The following is a 25,783-nucleotide window of genomic DNA, read 5'->3' as shown; positions in this document are numbered from 1 at the left end:
AGGCTCACGTCCATTTCGCCAATGGCGGCAGACTCATCAGGACCGCGTTGGCGTCATGGCCGGTGGCAAGGCCAAACTTGGTGCCACGGTCGTAGACAAGATTATATTCCGCATAAAGCCCGCGATGGATAAGCTGCGTGTCCTTATCCGCCTCGTCCCAGGGCTGCACCCGGCGCTTTTCGATCAGCGGCACAAAGGCCGGAAGGAAAGCCCGGCCAATATCCTGAGTCAGGGCAAAGTCAGCTTCCCAGTCGCCGGTGTTGCGGTCATCCATGAAAATGCCGCCAACGCCGCGCGCCCGTTTGCGGTGCGGAATATAGAAATACTCATCCGCCCACGCTTTGAGGCGCGGATATAAATCGGCCCCATGCGGATCAAGATGCGCCTTCTGGGTGGCATGAAAATGCGCGGTATCTTCGGCGTATTCGATGCAGGGATTAAGATCGGAGCCGCCGCCGAACCACCAGGCCGACGGGGTCCAGAACATGCGGGTATTCATGTGAACGGCGGGGCAATGCGGGTTTTGCATATGCGCCACGAGGCTGATGCCCGAGGCCCAGAACCGCGGATCACTGTCCATGCCCGGCACACCGCGGGCGGCCATCGCCTTTTGCGCGGCCTCACCGAGAGTTCCGTACACCTCCGAGACGTTAACCCCCACCTTCTCGAAGACGCGGCCACCACGCATGACGCTCATCAATCCGCCGCCCGCATCCGATCCGTCATCGCTCGCACGGCGGGTTTCGCTTACGTCAAACCGCCCCGGTGCGGCATCGGCCATCGGCCCGGTGGTATGGCTGTCTTCGAGCCCCTCGAAGGCGGCAACGATCTGGTCACGCAACTCGCGAAACCATGCGGCGGCGCGTTGTTTCTCTGTGGTGAAGTCTTCGCTCATCTTAGCCTCTTTACTGTTCTGCCAGACTCGCGCCCCGACACCCGGCGCAGCCGCCTGTGAGGGCGGACAAGCCCTGCCCCTTTAATGCGCCGGAGAGGTCACTGGATCAAGCAATGTACGCCCGCCATCCACGGTCATGATCTGACCGGTCATAAAGGCCGACCCGTCACAGGCGAGATATTGCACCGTCTCGGCAAGCTCCGCAGGCGAGGCGATGCGCCCGAGCGGGGTGTGGCATTCGATGTCGGATCGGTAATCGCTATGTTCGCGCAGGCTATCCTTGAGCGATGCGCTCATCACCGAGCCAAACGCCACTGCGTTCACCCGAATGCGGTGTGGCGCAAGCGCCACGGCAAGGCTTCGGGTCATCTGATCGAGGGCCGCCGAGGAAATCGAATAGGCCATCAACTCGGGCTGGGTGCGCCGCGCCGCGATCGACGACAGGTTCACGATGGTCCCCGCCACGCCTTCGCGCGCGCCCTCGGATTGCTTGATCATCCGGTTGGCAACCTGCTGGCTCATCCGCAGCGCGGTCAGCAGGTTTTGCTGCAACAACATCTCAACCGCATCATCGTCGGGGTTGAGCGCATCAGACGGCACCACCTGACGACAGGCGTTGACCAGGATATCGACCCCGTCAAAAGCATCAATCGTGGCCGACAAAAGATTGGCCTGCGCCAGCTTTTCACGCAGATCACCGGCGAAATAGCGGATATTGCAGCCCTCATCATTCTCGCCCAGTTCTTTGATCAGACGCTCTTCATCCATATCCGCGAACATGACATTCGCGCCCTTGTCGGCAAAATGCCGCCCGATGGCCAGGCCGATACCATTGGCCCCACCGGTCACGATGGCGGTTTTACCAGAGATGGAAAATGACATGTAATGCGCCTTTCAAGCTGATTCTGTCCTGCACAGCCTAAGCCAAGTCACCGCACCTTGCGAGCCGGGCGCGCCGCGCGCAAAACCTTGAAGCGGGTATCGCCCGCCACCTCTTTGACCTGAGCAAAACTTTGCGCCAGGGCCGCCTCATAGGGCAGATGCCGGTTGGCCACCAGCCAAAGCTGCCCGCCCGGTTTCAGCATTGCCGCCGCCGCGCGAATGAAGGCCCGTCCAAGCTCTGGCTCTGCGGCGCGCCCCTTGTGAAACGGCGGGTTCATGATCACGGTATCAACTGCGCTCTCGGGCTGCCAACGGGTGGCGTCGTCCCAGTGGAACCGCACGCGCGGATCGCCGATGTTCTCGCGCGCACAGGTCAGTGCCGCGTGATCGGCCTCGACCAGATCAAGGCGGGAAATCGTGTCGCGCTCGAGCGCGCGGGCCGCAAGATAGCCCCAGCCGCCGCCCAGATCGACCACATGCGTGCCCATCTTGACCGGCAGGTGATCGCCCAGAAAGCGCGAGGCGGGGTCAATCCCGTCAGCCGAAAACACCCCCGGAGCGGTGACGTAACCGCCCTCGACGGGCTCTGGCGTGCCTGCCGCCCAATCGGCGAATTCCGGCCCGGCGGGAAAGTTGAAAATCTTGCCATGCGCCTTGGACATCGGCGCACTTACCGTCACCCGCCGACGGCATTCCCTGAGCATCGATTCGATGCCGTCGGTCTTGGCCCCGTCAACGATGATCGGCCCGTCGGTGACCGCAGCGGCCTTTGCCACAAGGGCCCGCGCCAGCATCTTGGCACGCGGCAAACAGACGATCGCCGCGCCATAGCGCCCCTCGGGCGCAACAACGCAGGTATAGCCCAGGCCACCAAAATAATCGGCATCCGGCTTGAACCCGGTGATCACCTCGACCCGGTCTTGCGGCAGGGCGCGCAAATCGGCCCCGACGCGCGGTGCAAATACGGCGATACGCCCGGCGTCAGGCAGGGCCACACTGCCCTCGGCGAGGGCGAGCGTCAGGCGAATGGGATCAGCCAATTATTCTTTTTCCATTGTACATTGCAGCGGATGCTGGTGACGGCGGGCGAAATCCATCACCTGCGCCACTTTGGTTTCCGCGATTTCATGGCTGAACACGCCGACAACGGCGAGGCCCTTTTTATGCACGGTCAGCATGATCTCGAACGCCTCGGCGTGGTTCATGCCAAAGAACCGCTCAAGCACGGCGACGACAAATTCCATCGGGGTGTAATCGTCATTCAGCAGCAAGACCTTGTAAAGCGGCGGGCGCTTGGTCTTGGGGCGTGTCTCCACCACGACCGAAGGGTCGCCTTCGTCCTCTTTGGGTCCGGCCATTTTGATGAGTTTCTCAATCATGTCAGTCGCTATGCCAGGTGGGTTTTGAAAACGCGGCGTGGTTTGGCCTTTCTATATAACTTTTAACGCCCGTTAGAAAAGGGGGGCCGCGCGAAAGAAACCATCACACCCCAAGGGGCGCAACAAGGGCGGGTCCGCTGGCCCGGCTGGAATTCACCGCCGGATCGACCCGCCAACACTCCAGCGCGTCCTCGGGGGCAGGCACCACAAGGCGCGCCGCTCCGTGGCCAGCCTCGCCAAGCCAAAGCGGCCAGTCCTCAGGCGCAAGAATGACCGGCATCCGGTCATGCAGCCTCGCAATCGCCTGGTTGGCGGCGCAGGTGACGATCGCGCAGGTGTCGATCGCCTCATCGCCCCGCTCCCAGCGTTGCCAGATCCCGGCAAGGGCCATGACCCCGCCCGCGCGCGGGCGGATGTACCAGGGCAGGCGCGCACCAGCGCTATCCTTGGTCCATTCGTAAAACCCGTCCGCGGGAATGACACAGCGCCGCGCCCGCGCCGCCGCGCGAAACGCGGGTTTCTCGGCCAGAGTTTCGCCGCGCGCATTGATCAAGAGCGGCCCGGCATTGGGGCTGTCATACCAGCTTGGCAAAAACCCCCACCGCATCGCCACAAGGCGACGGCCATGATCGCCGTCCGCCCCGCGCACCACGTGCACCGGATTGGTTGGACAGACGTTGAAATTCGGCACCTCGGGCAGGTCATTGTCGGGGGCCGCGCCAAAAAGCTGTGCCATGGCATCACTGGGCAGGGTGATCGCGAAACGCCCGCACATCGCCTATGCTTTGCGCAGAATGTTGGAATAAAGCAGCATCCCGAAATCCCCGAGATCACGCTCGATCCGGCCCCAAAGCGCGCCCATGCCAATCGGGTCCGTGCCGGTCTGCGCGGCGATCTCGGCAAGGCTACGGCGCCCGTCGATCAAGGCAATCAGCGGCGCGGCCCCCTTGGGCAGGCTCAGAGATATGTCGAGCCCGGCAAAGCCAAGCCGGGGTTTCTGCCCCTGTGCCACGGCGCGCGCAAGATCACCGGCGCCAACCCCCTTGAGATGCGGCACCAGCGCGCGATTTTTCCCGCTCGCGGGGGCACGGGCCTCTGTCGCGCGGATCGCATAACCGACGTGGGTCTTGATCGTCCCGCGCAGCTTTTCGGCCAGGGCCATCTGTTCCGGCGTGCTCAGGTGATCGGGCACCGGCGTGATCCGCGACAGATCGTAAAGCGCCGGCATGGTGAAGCCGCTCAACTGCCAGCCCGCCGCGCCCATCACCTCGGCCAGGGCCGTCACATCAAAGGCGCGGTCCTGACTGTGCAACAGCAGGTCATAAAACCCCGCATCGCTGTCCTTGTGATCGCCAAGGTTGATATTTGCGCGAAACGGGTGGCCTTCGGGCAGGTCCGCCACCAGCTTTTTGGCCGCCTTCAGGCGCGCCTCGGGCGTCATCCCCTCATAAAGCGCGCCGAACGCCTCTTGCAGCGGATAAACCCCAGAGCGCCCATAAGGCGCATAGACCATGAACCCCATGCCGCCGCCCGGCGCCAATGCCGCCAAAAGCGCCTCGAACCCCGCCTGCGGGTCGGGCAGATGATGCAGAACCCCGCAGCAGTCAATATAGTCGAACTGCCCCAGATCGGCGGCGTCCAGCAAACTGCCGGTAACAAAGCGTATGCCCTCCAGTCCGCGCATCCTGGCGCGCGCCTCGGCCACCTTGCGCGACGCCGTTGAAAGATCAACATAGGTCAGATCAAGCGCCCGCCCGGCGGATTTCATCATCTGCGCCAGTTGAACAAGCCCGTCGCCGGTTCCCCCCCCCGCCACCAGCGCGCGCAGCGGCTTTGACCAGTCTCGCTGACCGCCAAAGAGAAAATGGTCTATCTCAAGCACATGCGAGGGCGAGCCGCTGATAAGCCGCTTCTTCTCATCCTTCGGATCACGCTCGGGATAGGGATAGGCCTCGTATTGCGCCTTGACCTCACTCATGCCTGCCTCATGTTCTGCGACGGGGCATGTGACCCCCAGTGTTTCACCGTTCCCGAAATACTCAAATTCCGCTCGAGCAACCAGACGCGTCGCGCGGCCTCACTCGAACAGTTTAAACAGCTCGCGCTTGGCACGGTCTTCAATTTTGTCCTTGACCGCATCTTCGACCGATTGTCCGTCCTCGACCGTCACGCCAAGCTTTTTCTCGACGGCGCGCTTGATCTCTTTCTTGGCCTTGCTTTCCAGCTTCTTGCGCTCTTCCTTGAGGTTCATGTCGATCGCCTTTTCCAGATCAGGCGTGATCCGCGGATTGGCCCAGGGCCCCCTGATCCGCACCGGAATAGCAAGTCCGCGACGGTTTTCGCCCTCAAGCAGAACCGGCGTGAACAGATAATCGATATCGCGCGCCCCAAGCCCGACACGGCCCGTCCCGGTAGCCTTGGCCAGCGGCAGGTTCATCAACAGGTCGCTGTTGAACAGGTTGCCCTTATCCATCGTGAAACTGGCGCTCATCTCGTCAAACACCGTGGTGCCACCGGTCATGTCGCCAGAGCGCATCAGCCGGTCAAGATCAATGCCGCTGATCACCCCGCGCCCGGTCTTGAGCGCGCCTTTGCCGCTCAGGCTGTTCATGATGGCATGCACCGAGCGACCTGAGCCCAGAAAGCTCAGGCTGCTATCGCCGCGCGCGGCAAAGCGGCTCACATCAATCGCATCGGCAAGGAAGGTCTCAAGGTTGATGGCACTGACATTCATATTGCCGCCGACCGACAGGCCGGAGCGGTTGTTGACCACGAATTCGCCTGTGACCAGCCCCTCATAGGCGCGCAATTCGCGCAGGGCAAAGACCGCGCGCGAGCGGTCAAGCGTCATCAGGGTGCGCGTCTTGCCAAGCTTAAGATCACCCAAATTAACACTATCGGCCACAAGCGCCACCTCGCCATTGGCAAGGCCGAGCGCGCTGGCATCAATCGCCGCTTTAGACCAGCCGGTATCAGCGCCGCTGTTGCCAACGTTGCTATCCGCCCCGGCAAGCGACGACAGGTCAAGCGCGCCGGCGTTCAGCTGTGCGTTGATGCGCGGCACCTTTTCGCCAAGCATGATATCCGCCGCACCCGCAAGCTGATTGCCGCCAAGCGCAAGCGCAAGATCGCGCAGCGACAGGCGCATGTCTTGGGTGAGAGTGATCTGGCTGCTGCCCTTGATGCTGCGCCCCAAACCTTTGGGCACGTCAACCGCGCCAAGGCCAAGCCCGGTCATGAAGCCCGAAGTGCTGGCGATATCAATATCAAGCCGCCCCTCAAGCTGGGGCTGCAACCCCGCGCGCCCGGCAAAGCCAAGGCTGCCGCCCGGCGAGGTCAGACTGGCCACCACGCCAGTCACCGCGCCGTCAAGGAACTGACCGACCTGATCAAGATGGCCGGTGATGTGCACCGACTCGCCCGCCGGGCGCAGGGTGGCCTCAAAGGTGGCGGTGCCGTCATAGCTTGGCCAGCGCAGCTCGAAATCCATGTTGCGGAAATCCTGCACCTCGCCCGTGCCGTGGTCGGTATACTTGAGCGACGCCCCGGTGATCAGCGCCCGGTCAAGCGTCAGGGCAAGCCGTTTGGATTGCGCAGGCGCACCGCCCTCGCCCGATTGCCCCGAGGGCGCGACGCCCTCAACCCCAAGCTCCCAGTTGACGCTGCCGTTGGCGGCGCGCTCAAGCTGGATTTCGGGGTTCACCATTTCAAGCCCGGTGATCCGGATATCGCCGCCAAACAAGGCGTTCGGCTCGACCCCGATCTTGAGGCTGTCGGCGCGCAGCATCGGCCCCGCCTTGGTCCAATCGGCATTGGCAACCTCGACCACGCCGGTGCTGACGCCCAGAACCGGGTAAAAGCTGATCCTGGTATCGCCCTGCATGGTCACCTTGCGACCCGTGGCGCTGCTGATCTGATCCGCCGCGATCCGCGCGATCCGGTCCCCCGGCAGCAGGAAAAGCGACCCCACGATGATCACAACGACCACAACCAAAAGCCCGATCAGCCGAAACACCCAACGCATGGCAAAAACCCCTTTTTGTCTCGGCTCAAGTGTAGGCACGCCGCGCGCACCGGGGCAACCGCTTTTGGATCACGTCTTACGGCGCGCTATTCCTTGCGCCCCACAAGCCCGGTCAGAACAGCGGCGCCAACGGCGGTGATCACCCAGCCGGCAAGCTGTATCGGCATGCGCATCCAGTATCCCAAAACCCCGAGCGCGCCACGTTCCAAGGACGGCGCCCATGCCGCCTCTTGCCCGAGGGCATCGAGCGGCAGGAAAAGATCAAGCGCATAAAGCCCGGCACTGAAGGTCTCGTAATCCCTCGCGGCGGGGGTGTTTAGCCAAGCGTGCATCGGCATCTCGTCCCCGGCCTTATAGGCCTTGGCAATCTCCAGCCAATCCGCCGAGGTCAAAATCACATCCGAATTCGGCGCCATCTGTCCGGCGGCATAAACGCTGCTGTAAAGCAGGAAGGCCAAGAGCCAGATACCCGTCACCCAGACCAAGGCCCGCGCCGGTTGATGCCCATAGCCGAACATCCAGCGAAACATGAAATCCCAGAGCCGCCGCAGCATCGCGGGGATTGATCCAAAGGCGGCGCGAAAGGTTCCATCCACCCGGCCAAAAGCCCGAGACTGCTCGGCCACGCGCAACTTGCTCTCACGCACTTCGCGTACCCTAGCCGCGCCACCCCGGTTGCCTTGATCCTCAAGCACACGGGCCAGTTGGGTATAGGGCTGCGGATCGAACCCCGAACCCGTCGCGAGCCACGGCTGGGCTCGCAATTTCTCATGCATCTCGGTCGGCAATTTGCGCTCGCGCTTTCCATCGAGCCACTCCAACCGGTCCGCAATCCCCATGCCGCTTTGTATCCGCTCATAGGTGAACCCGGACAGGTGCAATTCCGTCACCTTGTCCCACGAGGGCAAATCATCCACCAAAACCCGCACCTGTGCTTCGGTCAGGTCCACCACAGGCACTAAACCCTGAATGTTCTGCCAAAAGAAGCGGCCCTTAATCTGAGATGAGCCAAGATCAATCCCACCCTCAAGTGTTGCCACTAGGACCTCAAAGGTCCCGTCGATCCGGGCACCCCGAAAATTCACCCGCCTTGACGCGTGAAAGCCATACTTTAGGAACACTCCCGCCCGGATCCGCGCCGCATTGCAATTAATCGCCGTGCCTCCGGTGCCGTCAAATCGCCCGCCACTGCAGGAAAGTTGCCCGCCGATCCTGGCCCCACCCAGATTAACCAAGCCGGTGGCATGAAACCCACCCCGCAAATGCACATCGGTTTTTGTGGTCAGGCGGTGCAGGTCCACCCGCTGCTCTGCGCGACTTCCCGTCAGGTAAAGCCCGCCCAGTTCTGCATCCCGAAACACCAGTCCGTCGCGAAAAAAACAGTGGTGCAGGGCCAAGTTCAGCCGCGTGGTGCATCCCTCAAAATCCAGCACGCCGTCAATCCACGCCCCATTAGCCGCACCCCCTTGGGATGCGGGCGGGCGCCGCCCTCTGTCTTGCAGCCACCTAAAAGCAGATAGCGGATCAGCCCCGCGCGCACCCGCCGGTCGGGATCGCTCTGATCCTTGGGGCAATCCCCTTTTCCCGGAAGATATGCAACCATGCCCAGTTTGCATTCATCCAGAAAATCCTGCTCCAGCAAGGACCACTCCCGGTCGCCCTTCACTTCGTCGATCAATGGCTTGTACATCGCCCCCCCCAAACACACCCACCCCGACTATGCGCAACCGGGCGTTGTCACGCAATCCTCCTCCCAGATCCCCTTCACTCTGGCGCGCACAAGCGGTATGACGCGGGCCATGTCACAGAACCCACCCAGCCTCCGCCCGGATCTGGCGCCCCGCGCCAAACTGACCGACACCCCCCGCAAGGGCCAGCCGACGATCGGCATGGTCAGCCTCGGCTGTCCCAAGGCGCTTGTGGATAGTGAACGCATTCTCACCCGCCTGCGCGCCGAGGGCTATGGCATCTCGCCCGATTACACCGGCGCGGATGCGGTGATCGTCAACACCTGCGGTTTTCTCGATAGCGCCAAGGCCGAAAGCCTTGATGCCATCGGCGAGGCTTTGGCGGAAAACGGGCGGGTGATTGTCACCGGATGCCTTGGTGCCGAGCCGGATTATATCCGCGAGCATCACCCGCGTATTCTGGCCGTCACCGGCCCGCATCAATACGAACAGGTGCTCGATGCCGTGCACGCCGCCGTGCCGCCCTCGCCCGATCCGTTCATCGACCTGTTGCCCGCCTCGGGCGTAAGCCTGACACCGCGCCACTACAGCTATCTCAAGATTTCCGAAGGCTGTAACCACAAGTGCAAGTTCTGCATCATCCCCGACATGCGCGGCCGCCTTGCGTCGCGCCCGGCCCATGCGGTGCTGCGCGAGGCCGAAAAGCTTGTCGAGAATGGCGTGAAAGAGCTTTTGGTGATCAGCCAGGACACAAGCGCCTATGGCGTTGATATCAAACATGCCGAGGCGAACGGGCACCGTGCGCATATCACCGACCTGGCGCGCGATCTCGGCGCGCTCGGGGCCTGGGTGCGGCTGCATTACGTCTATCCCTATCCGCATGTGCGCAACCTCATTCCGCTGATGGCCGAGGGGCTTGTGCTGCCCTATCTCGATATTCCGTTTCAGCATGCCCACCCAGAAACGCTGCGCCGTATGGCCCGGCCTGCGGCGGCGGCGCGCACGCTTGATGAGATCGCCGCCTGGCGCAGTGTGTGCCCCGATCTAACCCTGCGCTCGACCTTTATCGTCGGCTATCCGGGCGAGACCGAGGCCGAGTTTCAGACCCTTCTCGATTGGCTAGACGAGGCGCAACTTGATCGCGTCGGCTGCTTTCAATACGAAAATGTCGCCGGCGCGCGCAGCAACGATTTGCCGGATCATGTGGCCGATGAGATCAAACAGGACCGCTGGGACCGCTTCATGGAAAAGGCGCAAGGCATTTCCGAGGCCAAGCTGGCGGCCAAGGTCGGTCAGCGGATCGACGTGATCATCGACGACATCGACAGCGACGGCATCGCCACCTGCCGCACCAAGGCGGATGCCCCCGAGATCGACGGGAACCTGTTTATTGATGAAGGCACCGATGGGTTGTCGGTCGGGGATATCGTCTCGGTCGAGGTGGATGAGGCGGGGGAGTATGATCTTTGGGCATCTCTGACGAGAACATAAAAGGTTTTTTGGGCTACGCCGATTGTTTTCGGCAGACGCAGGCTGAAATTTCAGACGGTGTTAGCGCCCAATGGCACGATCTGGATGCGGACATTCTGAACGCCAACGAGGCAGCGCTATCTGTTCTGAATTCAGTTCTGGCGCGAAAAGCCGGAATTTGTATTCTTTCGATAACTGATGAAGATAAGAATCGGGCTTCAATTCACGCCGACTTCGTAAAGAGCATAAATGCAGTGGAACATTGCCTACAGCGAGGGCTTTACGGCGCTGCAGCAACTCTTATTCGGAGAGAACTGGAAGCAGTCAACAATTGCTATGCCTATAGAAAAGGGAAACAAAAGGACGGTAAAAATCCCCATATCAAACCGTACAAGCACTTAGACGGCGTATATAAGTCCCTAACAAACGTCGCGCACAATTCCAAGCGCGATGCTATGCAATACTTGTCCGGTGGATCACCTGCAAACTTAGACCCTAAGTTCGACAAAGCTTTTGCAGAATGGTTGTTGCTAACACATATTCATTGCCTCTGTTCTGTTGCAATGGACATGACGTACAAAGCCGAATTTTCGGCAGACGAACCCTTCTCTGGGGATGAAAAATTCTTCTTGGAGTGCGCGCTAGACGTTCTGACGGCAAAAGAATATTTGGTTTTGAAATAGCAGAGAGGCTGCATTAAGCCAACCACTCCTTACAAAGGACAGCGCCCGGCCCTGGGTGGGTGCGAAGCGCCCTCCCGTGGGGAGGGTCGGGCGCTGTCCGGGTCGCAGGCGCCCCGGACTTGGGGTGCCGCCGGCGTCTACGCCAAATGTCCAACGGTCGATACGTCCCGTAGGGTGGGTGAAACCCACGCGCCCATTTGCAAAGACACGTCCCCCCCTACCCCAACCCAAAATCCGCCCTACCTCCCCTGTCAAAGGAGGCCCCGATATGACCCGCGAAACCCAAGTTCTCTATAACGCCCGTTGCCCCGTCTGCAGGGCCGAGATTGATCATTATGCGGGCTATGCGCGGCGACATGATCTGTCGATCACGTTTCATGACCTCAACAGCCATGCGCTTGAGCATTGGGGGATAAGCGCCGATGCCGCCGCGCGTCGGCTGCATGTGCGGCAAGGCGGTCGCGTCACCTCTGGGGTTGAGGCCTTTGTGTTGCTCTGGTCCGCGATGCCGCGCTATCGGCTTGTCGCGCGTATGGTTGGGCTGCCGGGGCTGCGACACCTCGCCGGGGTGATCTACAACCGTATTCTCGCGCCCCGGCTGTACGCCCGTCACCTTGCCCGCGAGCGCCGCAATTGCCGCAACGTCACCCTATAAAAGCCCGAAATCTCTGGCATCATGGATTTGTTAACGTTTTCCTGCCAAACAGGAGTGATGATTGATATGTCTTATCCAAATTATTCCCGGGCCGAACGTATGGCCGATGGCGCGGTTCATATCGTGGGCCTTCTGGCCGCCATCGCCGGTGTAGGCGTTCTGTTTGCCATGTGGGCGCTGCGGATGGATGGGGTCACGCTGGCCTCGACCATCGTTTATTCCGGCGCTTTGATCCTGATGCTGGCCGCCTCGGCCGTCTATCACCTTGCCGCTCATACCACCGCGCGCCCGATTTTGCGGCGGCTCGATCATGCGGCAATCTACCTTAAGATTGCGGGCACCTTCACCCCACTTAGCGTGCTTCTGGGCACCGGTTTTGGCTATGTCATCCTGGCGCTGGTCTGGGTTCTGGCGTTGATCGGGGCCGCGGCCAAACTCTTGGCTAAACGCGGCCAGATGACCACGGGCTGGCTGCCCTATGTGGCGCTTGGCTGGTTCGGTGTGGCACTCTTTGTGCCGCTGATGGATATCCTGCCAAGCACGAGCATCTGGCTGATGATGTCGGGCGGGCTTCTTTATACGGCGGGGGTGGTATTTTACGCTTGGGAAAGCCTGCGCTTTGCCAATGCGATCTGGCATGTCTTCGTGGCCCTGGCTTCGGCCTGCTTTTTCCTCGGGATTTCGGGTGCTCTGGCGACGACCCTCTGAGGCGCGATCAAGAATGGGGCACCCGGGCCACCTTGGTACCCTATCCAGAACTGAAATGCACTTAGGCGCGCTTGCCCGCTTTCAAAAGCGAGAACAGATCGGTGTTGCGGCAATAATCCGGGCCTTGCTCTGTCACCCCATCTTGCGCCGCCAGCCAATGACCACAGGCCTCGGGATTGGCGCAGCCAGTACAGGCCAGCACCGCATCGCCAAGCTGACCTGGGCGCAACTGCCCGGCCATCATCTTTTCTTCCAGATCGACACCCATGGTGCTGGCCATCCGGTCAACCAGATCGGCGTGACGCTTTAATGTTCTGGTGCTTTGCATGCCCATTCTCCTGTTGCTAGACTCAGGATGCGGGGTTTTGCGGTTTTTGACTTTGACCTAGATCAAGCTTCACAATTCTCGAAATACGCGCGCACGCAGTCCTGAACGTGGCGAAACCGATCACCGCCCAGCTTTTTGCCGCCATACCAACGCGTTACGACAATCACATGATCGCGCAGATCATCGCGTTCCAGCATCCGCAAAATCACCATTCCGGCACCGGATTCACCGTCATCACCCTTGAGCGCCGTACCATCCGCCAGCAAAACCGCCCAGGTATTATGCGTGGCCCGCGCGAATTTCTTGTCGCGTTTGAGGTCTTTCAGAAAGGACTCGACTTCCTCGCGGTCGCGCACCACCCCGCCCGAAACCGCATAGGTCGAGCCACGGTCGCTGATGACTCCGCGCAATTGCCGCATGTTACAGCCCGGCGTTCACGCGCCGCACGGTTTCGATCCGCTGGGAGTTGGGCGGATGCGTGCCGAGGAAACGGTTGCCCGGATCAGGGATCTGCGTGAAGAATGCAGCCCCCTTCACCGGATCATACCCCGCCCGTTTGGTGATCACCGTACCAAGCGCATCGGCCTCAAGCTCGAAATTCTTGGAATAGCTGCGCGCGCCGACACCTGCGCCAATATCAACCGCCTGATCAATCACCGTCGAGTCGGCCCCGGTCAGAGCCGCCAGCCCACCGAGCAAAATCGCCCCCGCCGCTGCGTTCTGTTGCTGGCGCGGGATGTGCCCTTCGATGTGATGCGCGGCCTCATGCCCCATCACAAAGGCAAGCTCGTCGCGGTTGCGCACGTCGGCAATCAGCGCAAGCGTGAAGGCCAGAATCGGACGCCCGGACTTATCAACGGTCTGATAGGCATTGGCCGGCTGGCCCTTGCGGTCATCCACAACGATCCGAAAATCACAATTCGCCCCAGAGGTCCGCGCGCGGCATTCCCGCTCTGCGACCGGCTCTACCGTGCTCACAACACTTTGGAATTGTTGAATCTTATTACGCGTTGGCGTTGAAGGCGCCTTTTGAGCCGCCTGCGCCGGGGCCGGGCGGCTTGTCTGGCCTGACTCGACCGTCGAGACACAGCCCGCCATCGCAAGCAAACCAAGAATGGGGATCAAACGCATCACGCACCTCTTTATCCAACGATTTGTCCCCCTGTGTTTAGCAGGGTTTCGTAACGCTGACAGCCCCTTGCACGCGCGTGATCTGCAGACTTGCAAAGACCCGCCAACCCGCTAGGCTGGAGGCATGTTTTCAATTGAACACGAATTCGATGCAACCGTGATCACACTGGTCGATGAGGGGCCAGCCCCGCTTGGCGAAGACGTGATCGTGAACGCGTTTGAAGAATGCGTCACGGTCGAACAATACGATCCGCGCACCGATCAGACCCATGTGATTACCCTGTCGATGGTCCAGTTGCGCGATCTGGCATCGGCCCTTGATCTGCCTGAGGGCGTTTACATGCAGGCGCCCAAACAGAAATAGTCGCATGCGGCCCGGCGCGCGTTTAACCGCGTAACCGCTTCAACACTTCGGCGGCGGCCACTGTTGGGGTCATCTTACCCTCGGCCACCCGCTCGGCATAGTCATCCATCTCGGCGCGGGCCTCCGGCGTGGCAAGCTGCGCCAACAAGCCCTGGCGTACCTCTTCGCCGAACCAATAGCGCGCCTGTTCGGCCCGCCGCCCGGAAAAATGGCCGTGGTCGCGTCGCCAGCTTACCAATGTCATCATCTCGTCCCAGGCCTGGCGCAGCCCCTCTTCATGCAGCGCCGAAACCGTTGTCGCCTTGGGAAAGCCCTCTGGGTCCTGCGGACGTTTGCGCAAGAGCCGAAGCGCGCCGGCATAATCCGAACAGGTCCGCATTGCCGCCGGCTTGAGATCACCATCAGCCTTGTTCACAAGGATGATGTCGGCCATCTCCATGATGCCGCGCTTGACGCCCTGCAATTCGTCGCCGCCCGCCGGTGCCAGCAACAGGATGAACAGATCAGACATCTCTGCCACCACGGTTTCGGACTGCCCTACCCCAACGGTTTCGATCAGAACCACGTCAAATCCGGCCGCTTCGCACAGGGTGACCGCCTCGCGGGTGCGCCGGGCCACGCCGCCAAGATGCGACCGGCTTGGCGAAGGGCGGATAAAGGCATTGGGATCGCGGCTTAGCCGGTCCATGCGCGTCTTGTCACCCAGAATAGAGCCGCCCGACCGGGTCGAGCTTGGGTCAACCGCAAGCACGGCAACCCGCAATCCCTGCCCGGTCAGCATCATGCCGAAACTTTCGATAAAGGTCGATTTACCAACCCCCGGCGTGCCCGAAAGGCCGATGCGAATGGCCTCGCGATCCACGGATTTGAGCCCCTCAATCAACGTCGCCGCCTGATCGCGGTGATCGGCGCGCGTGCTTTCAATCAGGGTAATCGCGCGGGACAGGGCACGGCGGTCACCGGCGACAATCCGGTCTTTGAGGTCTGAAATATCCATGCGCGCGGCCCGCTGTTCTGTGATCATTGTCCTGCGCCTTACATGCCTTGGGCAGGGCAGGCTTGTCCAGATGCGCAGGCTATGGAATTCCGCCCCGCGATGACCGATAAGACGGGAATGACGCCCCGATTGCCCATCCATGATGCGATTGCCCCGCTGCTTGATGCGTTGCGGGGGCGTGGGCGCGCGGTGTTGCAGGCGCCGCCGGGGGCGGGGAAAACCACAGTCGTGCCGCTTGAAATCCTTGGCGCGAGCCTGACGACGGGCCGTATTTTGATGCTTGAACCGCGCCGCCTTGCCGCGCGGGCCGCCGCCGAGCGTATGGCACAGATCTTGGGCGAACAGCCGGGTGAAACCGTCGGCTATCGCATCCGGGGCGAGGCCAAAGTATCGCCCCAAACCCGGATCGAGGTGGTCACCGAGGGCATTTTGACCCGGATGATTCAATCCGACGCAGAGCTTTCGGGCATCGGCGTGGTGATCTTTGACGAATTTCACGAACGCTCGCTCAACGCCGATCTCGGGCTGGCGCTTTGCCTTGAGGTGGCGGGCGCGCTGCGCGACGATCTGCTGCTTGTGGCGATGTCGGCGACGCTTGATGCCGGGCCGGTGGCGGAGCTGATGGGCGATGTGCCAGTGATCACCTCTGAAGGGCGCAGCTATCCGGTGGAAACCCGCTGGCTCGAGCGGCCCTTGCCCAAAGGCAAACGCTTTGAAGAGGCGCTTGCCGATCTTGTGGCGCGGGCGGCGGGCGAGACAACCGGCGGCATTCTGGTGTTTTTGCCCGGCGAGGGCGAAATTCGCCGCCTTGAGGGCCGCCTAAAAGGCCGCCTGCCGCCTGATTGCCATATCCGCCCGCTGTTCGGGGCGATGGATTTTGCCGCGCAACGGGCGGCGATTGCCCCGGCGTCGCAGGGCCGCAAGGTCGTGCTCGCCACCGCGATTGCCGAAACCTCACTCACCATTCAGGATATCCGCGTGGTCGTGGATGGCGGGCGCTCGCGGCGGGCGCGTTTCGATCCCGGATCGGGCATGTCGCGGCTTGTGACCGAAGCGGTCACGCGCGCCGAGGCGACCCAACGCATGGGGCGCGCCGGGCGCATGGCCGAGGGCACCTGTTACCGGCTCTGGACCAAGGGCGAAGAAGGCGCATTGCGCCCCTTTCCCCCGGCCGAGATCGAGGCCGCTGACCTGAGCGCCCTCGCGCTTGAGCTTGCCCTTTGGGGCGCCGGGCCAGACGACCTGCCGTTTCTGACGCCGCCCAATCCCGCCAGCTTTGGCGAAGCGCAGGCGCTCTTGCAAATGCTTGGCGCGCTTGATGCACAGGGGCGCATCACCGATCATGGCCGCACCCTTGCGGCCCTGCCGTTGCACCCGCGCCTGGCGCATATGCTGGCCATCGCGGGGCCCGACGCGGCGCCGATGGCGGCCTTGCTGGCCGACCGCGATCCGCTGGCACGCGGCGCGCCGGTGGATTTGACCTTGCGGCTGGCGGCCATTCGCGATTTGCGCGCCTATTCCGAGCGCTCGCCGCATGCCGCCAATCGCGGCGCGGTCGAGTGGATCAAGATCGAGGCCAAGCGCCTTGCACGCCAAGCGGGGCGCGCACGCAAGAACGCGATGAGCGACGCCGAAATGGCCGCGCTTGCCTATCCTGATCGCATCGGGCTGCGCCGCAAGGGCGATCAGCCGCGCTATGTGCTTTCGGGCGGCAAGGGCGCGATCCTGCCTGAGGATGACACGCTGGCCGCGGCCCGGCTGATCATCGCCACCGACCTAGACGGCGACCCGCGCGAGGCCCGCATCCGTCAGGCGATCCAGATCACCGAGGGCGAAATTCGCGCGCTTTACGCCGATCAGATCGTCTGGCGCGATGTCTGCGACTGGTCAAGGCGCGAGCGCCGGGTGATCGCCCGGCAACAGGAATGTCTCGGCGCCCTGGTGCTTGACGACCGCCACTGGAAAGACGCCCCACCAGAGGCCGTTGCGCGCGCCATGCTGGACGGGGTGCGCGATCTAGGGCTGAACTGGTCCGCCCCCGCCCGCCGCTTCGTGGCGCGCGTGTCGCTGATGCGCGACGCGGGCGAGGATTTGCCCGACATGTCCGACGCGGCCCTTCTCGACAGTCTGGAAGAGTGGCTTTTGCCCTATCTCAAGGGGGTCAAGACCGCGCAGGACTGGAAACGCTTCGAGATGCTCGAGGCCCTGCGTGCGCGGCTAAGCTGGGACCAGATGCAGGCGCTTGACCGCTCCGTTCCCGGCGCCTTCACCACCCCGCTGGGGCGCAAAATCCCGATTGATTACAGTGGCGAGCACCCGGAAATCGCGTTGCGCCTGCAAGAGATGTTCGGCCAGACCCGTCATCCGATGGTGGGGCGCACGCCGTTGCGGGTCACGCTGTTGTCGCCGGGGCACAAGCCGGTCCAGACCACGATGGATATTCCCGGTTTCTGGGCCAATTCCTACGGCGATGTGCGCAAGGACATGCGCGGGCGCTATCCCAAACACCCCTGGCCCGAGGACCCGACCGAGGCCGATCCGACCCTGCGCGCCAAGCCGCGCAAACCCCGGTGACACGCCCCTAAACACAGGTGTGAATTGTAATATTCCAAAATCACATTATATTAGCGTGATAATAAAAAGAAAAACACGAGCAGGTCAGACGTAAACATGACAGACGGATTTAGAAAAACATGGGCCGAACTGGTCCAGCCATTGTTGCGCCGCCCGCGCCGACTTCAGGTCGCCGCGCTATGCTATCGCGACAACAACCCCGGCCGCGAGGTGCTTTTGATCACCAGCCGCGGCACCGGTCGCTGGATCGTACCCAAGGGTTGGCCGATCGACGGGTTGAACGCAATCGAGGCCGCCTTGCAGGAGGCCTGGGAAGAGGCCGGCGTCAGAGCCTTTGCCCATACCGCCGAGGCCGTTGGCAGTTTTGAGTACGAAAAATGGATCGACGCGGGCTATGAAACCCCGGTCGAGGCGCATGTGTTCAAGGTCAAGGTCGATGAGCTTGAGGATACCTATCCCGAAGTCGGCGAGCGCAAGCGTCAGTGGTTCAGCCCCGCAGAGGCTGCCAATCTTGTGAACGAGCCGGGTTTGCGCGACATCCTGCACCAAATCTGACCTTAATCCGCGCCTCTCAGACAAAAGTCGGTTGAAACGAAGGGCCGCCCCCGGTACCCGCTTTATGAGCGCGTAGAATCCGGGGATGATCATGGCCGACAAACTAGACAGCAAACACTGGACCACCCTTGACCGCGACCTCGGCCGGATTTCTCAGGTCGAATATGCGGCGGCTTATGTCTCGCGCCCGCTGGTGGCGCCGGGCATCGCGCTTGCCTTCATGGTATTGGCCGGCCTTGCCGCCGCTTTGTTTTTTCAGGCCTCGCCGGTCAACATGATCGTCATCGCGGCTGCGGTGATCGGCGCCTATATGGCGATCAATATCGGCGCCAATGACGTGGCCAACAACATGGGCCCCGCCGTTGGCGCGAATGCGCTTACCATGGGTGGGGCGATCATCATCGCCGCCATCTTTGAAAGTGCCGGTGCGCTTTTGGCCGGGGGCGACGTGGTATCGACCATCTCCAAGGGGATCATTGATCCCTCTGGCATGGCCGATATCCAAACCTTTATCTGGGCGATGATGGCCGCGCTTTTGAGTGCCGCCCTGTGGGTCAACCTGGCCACCAAGGTCGGCGCGCCGGTCTCGACCACCCATTCGGTGGTGGGCGGTGTGATGGGGGCGGGTATTGCCGCCGCCGGCTTTGCCGCCGTGAATTGGCCGACGATGGGCGCGATCGCCGCGAGTTGGGTGATTTCCCCGGTGCTGGGCGGGGTCATTGCCGCCGCTTTTCTGGCTCTGATCAAAAGCCGCATCATCTATCAAGAGGATAAAATCGCCGCCGCGCGCAAATGGGTGCCCATTCTGGTGGCCATCATGGCCGCCGCCTTTTCAAGCTATCTTGCCCTCAAGGGCTTCAAAAAGCTCTTCAAGATCGACATGCAGACGGCCCTGCTCATCGGCCTCGTGCTGGGTGTGGCGACCTATTTCATCACCCGCCCGATGATCCGCCGCCAGTCGGAGGGCCTGGAAAACCGCAACAAGTCAGTCAAGGTTCTGTTTGGCCTGCCGCTGGTGTTTTCCGCCGCGATGCTGTCGTTTGCCCATGGCGCCAACGACGTGGCCAATGCTGTGGGTCCGCTGGCCGCCATTGTCCACGCCGCCGAGGCCGGGGATTTCGCCAGCAAAGTGGCCATCCCGATGTGGGTCATGGTAATCGGCGCCTTTGGCATCTCGTTCGGCCTGTTCCTGTTTGGCCCGAAGCTTATCCGCATGGTCGGAAGCCAGATCACCAAGCTCAACCCGATGCGCGCCTATTGCGTGGCCCTCAGTGCGGCGATCACCGTGATCGTGGCAAGCTGGCTTGGCCTGCCGGTCAGCTCGACCCACATCGCCGTGGGCGGTGTCTTTGGCGTTGGATTCTTCCGCGAATGGCACATGGAGAATCGCCGCCGCAAGAACATGCCCGTCGCCCCCAAGCTCAAGATCGCGGCCGAGGAACGCCGTCGCCGCAAGCTTGTGCGCCGCAGCCACTTCATGACCATTATCGCGGCCTGGGTGATCACCGTGCCCGCCGCCGCGCTAATGTCTGCGATGATCTTCTATATCCTCAACAGTCTGACCGCCTAAGGCCGAGCTGCGGCTAGATGAGCGACAACACAATGCCGCACAGCGTCATCACGAAAAGCACCGCCGCCGGGCGCCAGGGCGTGCGCACCCCCGTCACGCGCCATGATCGCGGTGTGATAAGCCATCGGCGCAGGCCCCAACAGGTACTTCGAGGTCAGCCCGACCACGCCAAGCGTCGACAAACACAAAAGCCCAACTGCAAATGTCAAAAGTCTCCCCTCCCGCTGTTCAGGCCAGAGACTTAACATGGGAAGGAGCAGTACGCGCGAGCTTTCCGGATCAGAGCGGAATAAGCGCCCAGTAATCCAGATCGAGCATCACATGCGGCAGGTATTTGCCATCCTCGCCCTTCAGCGTGAACGGCTCGCCGCCCTTGGTCGCCACAAGCCGCAGGCGCAGCGCGCCAACGCCCGGCGCGGATGTCTCGGCCTTGTCGATCACCTCGGACCAGGCCTTGATCGTATCGCCGGAATAACACGGGTTGGCATGCGCGCCGGCATTGAGCCCGACCACCATTTGCGCATTGGCCAGACCGTTGAACGACAGCGCCCGCGCCATCGAAATCACATGCCCGCCGTAAATCAGGCGGCGGCCATCGGGACGCGAGCCGACATCGAAATGCACCTTGGCGGTGTTCTGCCAAAGGCGCGTTGCGATCATATGCTCGGCCTCTTCGACGGTCACGCCATCGACATGGTCGATCTGTTCGCCCACCGCGTAATCGCCCCAGCGGTGGCGCTCGCCCGCAAGGCCAAAATCATAGCTGGTGAAATCAAGGCCCTCGGGGATCGTAATATCCCCGGCGGCCAGAGCAGGCGCCAGATCGGGGATCACCGTTTCAGGCGCGGGCGCGTCAAAGTCGCGTTTGCGCACCATCACCCAGCGCACATAGTCGATCACGACCTCGCCGCGCTGATTGATGCCCTTGGTGCGCACATAAACCACACCGGATTTGCCATTGGAATTCTGCTTGAGCCCGATCACGGTCGAGGAGGCACTGAGCGTGTCACCGGGATAGACCGGCAGCCGCCAGCGCCCTTCGGCGTAGCCAAGATTGGCCAGCGCATTGAGCGAGATATCCGGAACCGTCTTGCCAAAGACCAGATGAAAGGCCGCCAGATCGTCAATCGGGCTGGCAGGCAGACCAGAGGCACGGGCAAATTCATCCGAGGAATAAAGCGCATGACGCGCCGGATAAAGCGCTTGGTAAAGTGCGCGTTCGCCCCCCGACACCGTGCGCGGCACGGCATGCTGGATGGTTTCGCCCAGGGTGTAATCCTCGAAAAACCGGCCCGGATTGGTCTTGGCCATGCTTACTGCTCTCCCAGCTTGATGTCGGGCGTATAGGTGCCCTCGGTCTCTTTGACCACCGCCTGACCACAGCGCATGACGCCCTTGGCGTGGTCATAGGCATAGGTCGGATCGCCCTGCAGCACCCAGCCCTTGTTGAGCGCTTCGGTGACCTTGTGGCAAAACTCCGACGTGTCATCCGCCGACAGAAAACGATAGAGTTTCATGAGCTTCACCCCGGAAACGGCCGCACGCCTAGCCACATGTGAATGCCCGCGATCACGACGAACATGACCAGCGTGATGGTCACCAGGATGATATCCTTTTTCGCCGGGCCCGGCTCGGGGCGATCCCAATCCTGCGAGCGGTTGATCACGATCACCTCAAGCACCGCCCAGATCAGCATGCCGCCGAACAGGACAACCGAGGCCAGATCGCCATTGACCAGCAAATGCGCCACCGCCCAGATCTTGACCGCCGTCAGCTGTGGGTGGCGCATGCGCCCGCGCAGGCGGCCCGTGGTCGCGCTCATGCCGTAAACGAAGACCGCCACCAGCATCAGCAGGTTGTTGACATGCACCGCCCATGTGGGCGGATACCAGAGATTGACGACCTCGGCCTGTTTATAGCCAAGGATCATCAGGCCAAGACCGGCCAGAATGCCAACCGCCACCAGCGCCTTGCCGGCATTGCCCATCTGCGTGCGCAGATCGGGGGCCACCCGTTTGAAAAGATGTGCCGCTACCCAAAGGGCCAGACCAAGGATCAGATAGATCATCGCAGGTTACTCCGCTGCCATTTCCGCAATTGCCCGCGCCTTGGCCTGAATGCGCTGTGCCGCCACAACATGCAGGTTCTCGACGATCTGCCCGTCGACAACCGCGATCCCCTGACCCGAGGCGCGGCTTTCTTCATAAGCGGCGATCTGGCGCGCGGCCAGCTCAATCTCGGAATTGGTCGGGGCAAAGGCGGTATTGGCGATCTCGACCTGCGCCGGATGGATCAGGGTCTTGCCGTCAAACCCAAGATCGCGGCCCTGTTCGCATTCCGCCTTGAGACCATCGCCGTCGCGGAACCGATTATAAACTCCGTCCACCACAACGATACGCGCCGCGCGCGCCGCCATCACGATCATCTGCAACGCTGTCATAAGCGGAAGACGATCGGCTCGTGTGCGACAGCCAAGGTCCTTGGTAAGATCATTGGTACCTGCCACAAGCCCGGCCACCTGTGCATGCGACGCGATTTCGCGGGCGTTGAACGCGCTCACGGGTGTTTCCATCATCGTCCAGATCGGCAGGTCGCTGCCAATCACATCCGACAGGTTGTCGATATCCGATGAGGTATTGACCTTGGGCAACAGGATTGCATCGGCCCCCGCATCGCGCAGCGCGCGGGCATCTTCCAGCCCCCATTCGGTGGTCAGCGCGTTGATCCGCACGATCTTGGAGCGTTTACCATAGCCGCCCTGGCGCAGCGTCTCGACCAAGAGCTGACGCGCCTCTGCCTTGGCATCGGGGGCCACGGCATCCTCAAGGTCAAAGATGATTGCGTCGGTGGGCAGGCTGCGCGCCTTGTCCAACGCCCGCTCTTTCGAGCCGGGAATATAAAGCACCGAACGGTAGGGGTGCATGCTGCTGTCCATGGATTTGCCCTCGCGTGGATTCTATTTTGTAATAATCTTGCGCAGGAATGGCATTTTTTGGCGGAAATGTTCAAGCATTTTATCGCCGCGTCGCAGCAACTGATCACTTTTAACTTCTACAAAGGCTTTGGAACGCCGCATTAACCATCTTTTCACGCCTGATTCCGCATCCTTCTCGTGTGACGGCAGGGACCACACCACAGGAAAGGCTAAGACGATGATCAAACGATTGCTCACAGGTGCCACTGCGGCTCTGATGCTTTTGACCGGCCCGGCGCTTGCGCAACCGGCGAGCTGTGCCCCGCGTGATGCCGTTGTCGAACGGTTGGCGGCCACTTACGGCGAAACGCGGCAATCCATGGGGCTTGGGGCCAATAATGCCGTGATCGAGGTGTTCGCCTCGGACAAATCCGGCAGTTGGACGATCACCGTGACCGGCACCAATGGCATCACCTGCCTTGTCGCCAGCGGTCAGTCCTTTGAGGCCATGGCAGAGAGCCTGCCTGCCCTCGGCAATGACGCCTAGGTCAATCCGTCCCAGATTAGCTTGGCCCCGGTCACGACCAGCAAGACATAGGTCAGGCCGAAAAACACGCGCTCCGGCACGATCCGGTGCGCGCGCACGCCGATCCAAGTGCCCATAAGGGCGAAGGGCGCCAGCGCCAGATCAAACAACAGCGTTTCGCGGGTGAACAGGCCAAGCATCGCATAGGGCACCGCCTTGGCGATGTTGAGCGCCCAAAAGACAAGCACCGTCGTCGCCTGATAGCGGGTTTTATCAAGACCGCGCGACAACAGGTACACGGCGGCGGGCGGCCCGCCTGCATGGCTGACAAAGCTGGTGAACCCGGCGACCATTCCGGCCAGCGCCCCGCCCCAGACCGGTATCGCACCTGCCGCACGGCGCAAAAAACCGGCGCGCATCACAAGCTGCCAGAGCACGAAGCCAATCGCGATTCCCCCGATCAACAGCCGCAACACATCCCCATCTGTGCGTTGAAACAGAAGCACCCCAAGCGCCACCCCAGGCAGGCCGCCAAGAACAAGAAGCGCCGCATCGCGCCCGCTCCATTGCCGCCAGTAGGCGCGCAAACTGGCCAGATCAATCAGCATCAAAATCGGCAGCATGATCCCAAGCGCCACGCCCGGCGAGATCGCAATCGCCAGAATCGCCGCCCCAGCAAAAGCGGCGCCAGAGCCGAATCCGCCCTTGGAAATGCCCGCAAAAAGCGCCGCAAAGACACCAATCGCAAAGACTTCAAGCCCCATGGTCTGCACCCCGTAAATCCCGCCTGCACAAGCACTTTAGCCACCCGGAGACCGGTGCAACACCCCGGCGCGTCCTTTTTGCCGCGTTGCAGCACCCTTGCCAGCGACAGAAAATAGGACTAGGCCCAAGCGCAACTTTTCAACCGACTGGAGATACATCCGATGGCCAGACCCAAGATTGCGCTGATTGGCGCCGGACAGATCGGCGGCACCCTCGCCCATCTCGCCGCGCTTAAAGAACTGGGCGATATCGTCCTGTTCGACATTGCCGAAGGCACCCCCGAAGGCAAAGCGCTCGACATCGCCGAATCCGGCCCCTCGGAAGGGTTCGACGCAACCCTCAGCGGCACCCAATCCTATGCCGATATCGCAGGCGCCGATGTGTGCATCGTCACCGCCGGTGTCGCCCGCAAGCCCGGCATGAGCCGCGATGACCTGCTGGGTATCAACCTCAAGGTCATGAAATCGGTTGGCGAAGGCATTGCCGCCCACGCGCCCGACGCTTTCGTGATCTGCATCACCAACCCGCTTGACGCGATGGTCTGGGCGCTGCGCGAATTTTCGGGTCTGCCGCATGAAAAGGTCTGCGGCATGGCCGGTGTTCTGGACAGCGCGCGCTTCCGCCACTTCCTGTCGCTGGAATTCGGCGTGTCGATGCGCGACGTTTCCGCCTTTGTGCTGGGTGGCCACGGCGACACCATGGTGCCGCTGGCGCGCTATTCGACCGTTGGCGGCATCCCGCTGCCGGATATGGTCAAAATGGGCTGGACCACACAGGATAAACTGGATGCCATCATTCAGCGCACCCGCGATGGCGGCGCCGAAATCGTTGGCCTGCTGAAAACCGGTTCGGCGTTCTACGCTCCGGCCACAAGCGCCATCGAAATGGCCGAGGCCTATCTGAAAGACCAGAAACGCGTTCTGCCCTGTGCTGCCTACGTAGACGGTGCCTTTGGCCTGAACGGGTTTTACGTCGGCGTTCCCACCGTGATCGGCGCGGGCGGCATCGAAAAAGTGATCGACATCAGCATGAACAAAGACGAGCAGGCAATGTTCGACAAATCGGTTGATGCGGTCAAAAGTCTGGTCAAGGCCTGCAAGGAAATCGACCCCTCGCTGGCCTGATACCCTTAATACACTGTATAGAACGGGGCCGGATCACATCCGGCCCCGATTCTTTTGGGTCTCTGCGTCCGGCCCAATCCGGATTTGTGATCACACGCTTAAATCCTGTGATCACAAATCCGGAAAAATTGCCGAAAAATCCGCAATTCGGAAGAAACCGTTTAATACGCCCTTAAATATATGCCTATACCAGTCCCAATCGTAGCAAAACGGGACAATTTCATGAATATCCATGAGTATCAGGCGAAAGCACTGCTTCGCTCTTACGGCGCCCCGGTGTCGGATGGCCGCGTGGTTCTTCGCGCCGAAGAAGCCAAAACCGCCGCTGGCGCCCTTGACGGCCCGCTTTGGGTTGTAAAAGCCCAGATTCACGCAGGTGGTCGCGGAAAAGGCAAATTCAAAGAGGCCGGCGCCGGCGAAGCGGGCGGTGTACGCCTTGCCAAATCCGTCGAGGAAGCCGCCGAGGAAGCCAAGCGCATGCTCGGCCGCACCCTTGTGACCAAGCAGACCGGCCCTGCCGGCAAGCAGGTCAACCGGATTTATATCGAAGA

General features: G+C 61.6%; 30 protein-coding genes. 11 read left to right on the top strand and 19 right to left on the bottom strand.

Going from position 1 to position 25,783, the window contains the following annotated elements:
- Nucleotides 1–4: 4 nt before the first annotated feature.
- The 9 genes from hemF to BUB78_RS16430 all read right to left on the bottom strand — a co-directional run bounded on the left by hemF (nucleotide 5) and on the right by BUB78_RS16430 (nucleotide 8,870).
- Nucleotides 5–895: an oxygen-dependent coproporphyrinogen oxidase gene (hemF, locus tag BUB78_RS16470; protein WP_073199929.1), complete on the bottom strand. Its 891-nt coding sequence runs from the start codon at nucleotides 893–895 to the stop codon at nucleotides 5–7.
- Nucleotides 896–976: 81 nt separating this feature from the next.
- A complete protein-coding gene (locus BUB78_RS16465; protein WP_073199927.1) occupies nucleotides 977–1,777 on the bottom strand; it encodes an SDR family NAD(P)-dependent oxidoreductase in 801 nt (266 codons plus the stop codon).
- 47 nt (nucleotides 1,778–1,824) lie between these two features.
- Complete coding sequence (locus tag BUB78_RS16460; RefSeq protein WP_073199925.1) at nucleotides 1,825–2,817, bottom strand: class I SAM-dependent methyltransferase; 993 nt, start codon at nucleotides 2,815–2,817, stop codon at nucleotides 1,825–1,827.
- Nucleotides 2,818–3,156 carry an ATP-dependent Clp protease adapter ClpS gene (clpS, locus tag BUB78_RS16455; RefSeq protein ID WP_073199923.1) on the bottom strand — a complete coding sequence of 113 codons (339 nt, stop codon included), beginning with the start codon at nucleotides 3,154–3,156 and terminating at the stop codon, nucleotides 2,818–2,820.
- A 103-nt stretch (nucleotides 3,157–3,259) separates the two neighbouring features.
- Complete coding sequence (locus BUB78_RS16450; RefSeq protein WP_073199921.1) at nucleotides 3,260–3,931, bottom strand: SOS response-associated peptidase; 672 nt, start codon at nucleotides 3,929–3,931, stop codon at nucleotides 3,260–3,262.
- A 3-nt stretch (nucleotides 3,932–3,934) separates the two neighbouring features.
- On the bottom strand, nucleotides 3,935–5,134 hold the full coding sequence (locus BUB78_RS16445; RefSeq protein WP_073199919.1) for a class I SAM-dependent methyltransferase: 1,200 nt from the start codon (nucleotides 5,132–5,134) through the stop codon (nucleotides 3,935–3,937).
- Nucleotides 5,135–5,233: 99 nt separating this feature from the next.
- Nucleotides 5,234–7,180, bottom strand: coding sequence for an AsmA family protein (locus tag BUB78_RS16440; RefSeq protein ID WP_073199917.1), 1,947 nt, complete (start codon nucleotides 7,178–7,180; stop codon nucleotides 5,234–5,236).
- A gap of 86 nt (nucleotides 7,181–7,266) precedes the next feature.
- A complete protein-coding gene (locus BUB78_RS16435; protein ID WP_220084021.1) occupies nucleotides 7,267–8,541 on the bottom strand; it encodes a hypothetical protein in 1,275 nt (424 codons plus the stop codon).
- A gap of 38 nt (nucleotides 8,542–8,579) precedes the next feature.
- The gene (locus tag BUB78_RS16430) at nucleotides 8,580–8,870 is read right to left on the bottom strand and encodes a hypothetical protein (RefSeq protein ID WP_073199912.1); all 291 of its coding nucleotides are present in this window, start codon (nucleotides 8,868–8,870) and stop codon (nucleotides 8,580–8,582) included.
- A gap of 109 nt (nucleotides 8,871–8,979) precedes the next feature.
- Between BUB78_RS16430 and rimO the strand changes: the two genes are divergently transcribed.
- The 4 genes from rimO to trhA all read left to right on the top strand — a co-directional run bounded on the left by rimO (nucleotide 8,980) and on the right by trhA (nucleotide 12,384).
- On the top strand, nucleotides 8,980–10,359 hold the full coding sequence (rimO, locus tag BUB78_RS16425; protein WP_073199983.1) for a 30S ribosomal protein S12 methylthiotransferase RimO: 1,380 nt from the start codon (nucleotides 8,980–8,982) through the stop codon (nucleotides 10,357–10,359).
- Nucleotides 10,335–11,021: a hypothetical protein gene (locus BUB78_RS16420; protein ID WP_073199910.1), complete on the top strand. Its 687-nt coding sequence runs from the start codon at nucleotides 10,335–10,337 to the stop codon at nucleotides 11,019–11,021. Before rimO ends, BUB78_RS16420 begins: the two co-directional genes overlap by 25 nt.
- Nucleotides 11,022–11,289: 268 nt before the next feature.
- A complete protein-coding gene (locus BUB78_RS16415) occupies nucleotides 11,290–11,676 on the top strand; it encodes a thiol-disulfide oxidoreductase DCC family protein (RefSeq protein ID WP_073199908.1) in 387 nt (128 codons plus the stop codon).
- A gap of 66 nt (nucleotides 11,677–11,742) precedes the next feature.
- Entirely contained in the window at nucleotides 11,743–12,384 is a 642-nt protein-coding gene (gene trhA / locus BUB78_RS16410) for a PAQR family membrane homeostasis protein TrhA (RefSeq protein WP_342742342.1), read from the top strand.
- 61 nt (nucleotides 12,385–12,445) lie between these two features.
- Here the strand turns inward: trhA and BUB78_RS16405 are convergent, their stop codons facing one another.
- From BUB78_RS16405 to BUB78_RS16395, 3 genes are all read right to left on the bottom strand, one after another.
- Nucleotides 12,446–12,712, bottom strand: coding sequence for a DUF6455 family protein (locus tag BUB78_RS16405; protein WP_073199981.1), 267 nt, complete (start codon nucleotides 12,710–12,712; stop codon nucleotides 12,446–12,448).
- Between the two features lie 62 nt (nucleotides 12,713–12,774).
- Nucleotides 12,775–13,131, bottom strand: coding sequence for a YigZ family protein (locus BUB78_RS16400; protein ID WP_073199904.1), 357 nt, complete (start codon nucleotides 13,129–13,131; stop codon nucleotides 12,775–12,777).
- Between the two features lies 1 nt (nucleotide 13,132).
- Nucleotides 13,133–13,843, bottom strand: coding sequence for a M48 family metallopeptidase (locus tag BUB78_RS16395; RefSeq protein ID WP_073199902.1), 711 nt, complete (start codon nucleotides 13,841–13,843; stop codon nucleotides 13,133–13,135).
- 124 nt (nucleotides 13,844–13,967) lie between these two features.
- On the opposite strand from BUB78_RS16395, the gene BUB78_RS16390 reads away from it, so the two are divergent.
- Nucleotides 13,968–14,207, top strand: a complete 240-nt coding sequence (locus BUB78_RS16390; protein ID WP_073199900.1) for a hypothetical protein — start codon at nucleotides 13,968–13,970, stop codon at nucleotides 14,205–14,207.
- Nucleotides 14,208–14,229: 22 nt separating this feature from the next.
- On the opposite strand, the gene meaB is transcribed toward BUB78_RS16390, so the two are convergent.
- The gene (gene meaB, locus BUB78_RS16385; protein ID WP_073199979.1) at nucleotides 14,230–15,204 is read right to left on the bottom strand and encodes a methylmalonyl Co-A mutase-associated GTPase MeaB; all 975 of its coding nucleotides are present in this window, start codon (nucleotides 15,202–15,204) and stop codon (nucleotides 14,230–14,232) included.
- 99 nt (nucleotides 15,205–15,303) lie between these two features.
- Between meaB and hrpB the strand changes: the two genes are divergently transcribed.
- From hrpB to BUB78_RS16370, 3 genes are all read left to right on the top strand, one after another.
- Nucleotides 15,304–17,778, top strand: a complete 2,475-nt coding sequence (gene hrpB / locus BUB78_RS16380; protein WP_245813541.1) for an ATP-dependent helicase HrpB — start codon at nucleotides 15,304–15,306, stop codon at nucleotides 17,776–17,778.
- A gap of 96 nt (nucleotides 17,779–17,874) precedes the next feature.
- Nucleotides 17,875–18,333, top strand: coding sequence for an NUDIX hydrolase (locus BUB78_RS16375; RefSeq protein WP_073199898.1), 459 nt, complete (start codon nucleotides 17,875–17,877; stop codon nucleotides 18,331–18,333).
- Nucleotides 18,334–18,424: 91 nt separating this feature from the next.
- Nucleotides 18,425–19,903, top strand: coding sequence for an inorganic phosphate transporter (locus tag BUB78_RS16370; protein WP_073199976.1), 1,479 nt, complete (start codon nucleotides 18,425–18,427; stop codon nucleotides 19,901–19,903).
- Nucleotides 19,904–20,182: 279 nt separating this feature from the next.
- Here the strand turns inward: BUB78_RS16370 and BUB78_RS16365 are convergent, their stop codons facing one another.
- From BUB78_RS16365 to BUB78_RS20445, 5 genes are read right to left on the bottom strand one after another with little or no spacing between them, the layout of a single operon-like run.
- The gene (locus BUB78_RS16365; protein ID WP_073199896.1) at nucleotides 20,183–21,214 is read right to left on the bottom strand and encodes a MaoC family dehydratase; all 1,032 of its coding nucleotides are present in this window, start codon (nucleotides 21,212–21,214) and stop codon (nucleotides 20,183–20,185) included.
- A 2-nt stretch (nucleotides 21,215–21,216) separates the two neighbouring features.
- Nucleotides 21,217–21,420: a DUF1737 domain-containing protein gene (locus tag BUB78_RS16360; RefSeq protein ID WP_073199894.1), complete on the bottom strand. Its 204-nt coding sequence runs from the start codon at nucleotides 21,418–21,420 to the stop codon at nucleotides 21,217–21,219.
- A gap of 5 nt (nucleotides 21,421–21,425) precedes the next feature.
- Complete coding sequence (locus BUB78_RS16355; protein WP_073199892.1) at nucleotides 21,426–21,971, bottom strand: NnrU family protein; 546 nt, start codon at nucleotides 21,969–21,971, stop codon at nucleotides 21,426–21,428.
- 6 nt (nucleotides 21,972–21,977) lie between these two features.
- Nucleotides 21,978–22,838, bottom strand: a complete 861-nt coding sequence (locus BUB78_RS16350; protein ID WP_073199890.1) for an HpcH/HpaI aldolase/citrate lyase family protein — start codon at nucleotides 22,836–22,838, stop codon at nucleotides 21,978–21,980.
- 21 nt (nucleotides 22,839–22,859) lie between these two features.
- The gene (locus tag BUB78_RS20445; RefSeq protein ID WP_139279376.1) at nucleotides 22,860–23,063 is read right to left on the bottom strand and encodes a hypothetical protein; all 204 of its coding nucleotides are present in this window, start codon (nucleotides 23,061–23,063) and stop codon (nucleotides 22,860–22,862) included.
- Here BUB78_RS20445 and BUB78_RS16345 point away from each other — a divergent pair.
- On the top strand, nucleotides 23,056–23,364 hold the full coding sequence (locus BUB78_RS16345; RefSeq protein WP_073199888.1) for a hypothetical protein: 309 nt from the start codon (nucleotides 23,056–23,058) through the stop codon (nucleotides 23,362–23,364). The two genes, BUB78_RS20445 and BUB78_RS16345, sit on opposite strands and share 8 nt — an antisense overlap.
- On the opposite strand, the gene BUB78_RS16340 is transcribed toward BUB78_RS16345, so the two are convergent.
- Nucleotides 23,361–24,107, bottom strand: coding sequence for a sulfite exporter TauE/SafE family protein (locus BUB78_RS16340; protein ID WP_084732916.1), 747 nt, complete (start codon nucleotides 24,105–24,107; stop codon nucleotides 23,361–23,363). The genes BUB78_RS16345 and BUB78_RS16340 overlap by 4 nt on opposite strands.
- Nucleotides 24,108–24,269: 162 nt before the next feature.
- On the opposite strand from BUB78_RS16340, the gene mdh reads away from it, so the two are divergent.
- Both mdh and BUB78_RS16330 read left to right on the top strand, forming a co-directional pair.
- On the top strand, nucleotides 24,270–25,232 hold the full coding sequence (mdh, locus tag BUB78_RS16335; protein WP_073199883.1) for a malate dehydrogenase: 963 nt from the start codon (nucleotides 24,270–24,272) through the stop codon (nucleotides 25,230–25,232).
- 222 nt (nucleotides 25,233–25,454) lie between these two features.
- Nucleotides 25,455–25,783 (top strand): ATP-grasp domain-containing protein (locus BUB78_RS16330; protein WP_342742341.1); only part of this gene is annotated, 329 nt, incomplete at its 3' end.

The sequence above is a fragment of the Roseovarius marisflavi genome, assembly GCF_900142625.1.
GTDB classification, from domain to species: Bacteria; Pseudomonadota; Alphaproteobacteria; order Rhodobacterales; family Rhodobacteraceae; genus Roseovarius; species Roseovarius marisflavi.
The sequence above is the reverse complement of the archived record's forward strand: the minus strand, read 5'-3'. Positions and strand labels throughout refer to the sequence as shown.

What these genes read in the sequence shown, in the direction of transcription:
- BUB78_RS16430 (WP_073199912.1), bottom strand. Translation starts at nt 8,870, where the DNA reads ATGTACAAGCCATTGATCGACGAAGTGAAGGGCGACCGGGAGTGGTCC.
- BUB78_RS16400 (WP_073199904.1), bottom strand. Translation starts at nt 13,131, where the DNA reads ATGCGGCAATTGCGCGGAGTCATCAGCGACCGTGGCTCGACCTATGCG.
- BUB78_RS16395 (WP_073199902.1), bottom strand. Translation starts at nt 13,843, where the DNA reads ATGCGTTTGATCCCCATTCTTGGTTTGCTTGCGATGGCGGGCTGTGTC.
- BUB78_RS16345 (WP_073199888.1), top strand. Translation starts at nt 23,056, where the DNA reads ATGATCAAACGATTGCTCACAGGTGCCACTGCGGCTCTGATGCTTTTG.
- mdh (WP_073199883.1), top strand. Translation starts at nt 24,270, where the DNA reads ATGGCCAGACCCAAGATTGCGCTGATTGGCGCCGGACAGATCGGCGGC.
- BUB78_RS16370 (WP_073199976.1), top strand. Translation starts at nt 18,425, where the DNA reads ATGGCCGACAAACTAGACAGCAAACACTGGACCACCCTTGACCGCGAC.
- hemF (WP_073199929.1), bottom strand. Translation starts at nt 895, where the DNA reads ATGAGCGAAGACTTCACCACAGAGAAACAACGCGCCGCCGCATGGTTT.
- rimO (WP_073199983.1), top strand. Translation starts at nt 8,980, where the DNA reads ATGTCACAGAACCCACCCAGCCTCCGCCCGGATCTGGCGCCCCGCGCC.
- BUB78_RS16360 (WP_073199894.1), bottom strand. Translation starts at nt 21,420, where the DNA reads ATGAAACTCTATCGTTTTCTGTCGGCGGATGACACGTCGGAGTTTTGC.
- BUB78_RS16375 (WP_073199898.1), top strand. Translation starts at nt 17,875, where the DNA reads ATGACAGACGGATTTAGAAAAACATGGGCCGAACTGGTCCAGCCATTG.
- BUB78_RS16355 (WP_073199892.1), bottom strand. Translation starts at nt 21,971, where the DNA reads ATGATCTATCTGATCCTTGGTCTGGCCCTTTGGGTAGCGGCACATCTT.
- BUB78_RS16340 (WP_084732916.1), bottom strand. Translation starts at nt 24,107, where the DNA reads ATGGGGCTTGAAGTCTTTGCGATTGGTGTCTTTGCGGCGCTTTTTGCG.
- BUB78_RS16440 (WP_073199917.1), bottom strand. Translation starts at nt 7,180, where the DNA reads ATGCGTTGGGTGTTTCGGCTGATCGGGCTTTTGGTTGTGGTCGTTGTG.
- BUB78_RS16445 (WP_073199919.1), bottom strand. Translation starts at nt 5,134, where the DNA reads ATGAGTGAGGTCAAGGCGCAATACGAGGCCTATCCCTATCCCGAGCGT.
- clpS (WP_073199923.1), bottom strand. Translation starts at nt 3,156, where the DNA reads ATGATTGAGAAACTCATCAAAATGGCCGGACCCAAAGAGGACGAAGGC.
- BUB78_RS16465 (WP_073199927.1), bottom strand. Translation starts at nt 1,777, where the DNA reads ATGTCATTTTCCATCTCTGGTAAAACCGCCATCGTGACCGGTGGGGCC.
- trhA (WP_342742342.1), top strand. Translation starts at nt 11,743, where the DNA reads ATGTCTTATCCAAATTATTCCCGGGCCGAACGTATGGCCGATGGCGCG.
- BUB78_RS16450 (WP_073199921.1), bottom strand. Translation starts at nt 3,931, where the DNA reads ATGTGCGGGCGTTTCGCGATCACCCTGCCCAGTGATGCCATGGCACAG.
- BUB78_RS16350 (WP_073199890.1), bottom strand. Translation starts at nt 22,838, where the DNA reads ATGGACAGCAGCATGCACCCCTACCGTTCGGTGCTTTATATTCCCGGC.
- BUB78_RS16405 (WP_073199981.1), bottom strand. Translation starts at nt 12,712, where the DNA reads ATGCAAAGCACCAGAACATTAAAGCGTCACGCCGATCTGGTTGACCGG.
- BUB78_RS16415 (WP_073199908.1), top strand. Translation starts at nt 11,290, where the DNA reads ATGACCCGCGAAACCCAAGTTCTCTATAACGCCCGTTGCCCCGTCTGC.
- hrpB (WP_245813541.1), top strand. Translation starts at nt 15,304, where the DNA reads ATGACCGATAAGACGGGAATGACGCCCCGATTGCCCATCCATGATGCG.
- meaB (WP_073199979.1), bottom strand. Translation starts at nt 15,204, where the DNA reads ATGGATATTTCAGACCTCAAAGACCGGATTGTCGCCGGTGACCGCCGT.
- BUB78_RS16365 (WP_073199896.1), bottom strand. Translation starts at nt 21,214, where the DNA reads ATGGCCAAGACCAATCCGGGCCGGTTTTTCGAGGATTACACCCTGGGC.
- BUB78_RS16390 (WP_073199900.1), top strand. Translation starts at nt 13,968, where the DNA reads ATGTTTTCAATTGAACACGAATTCGATGCAACCGTGATCACACTGGTC.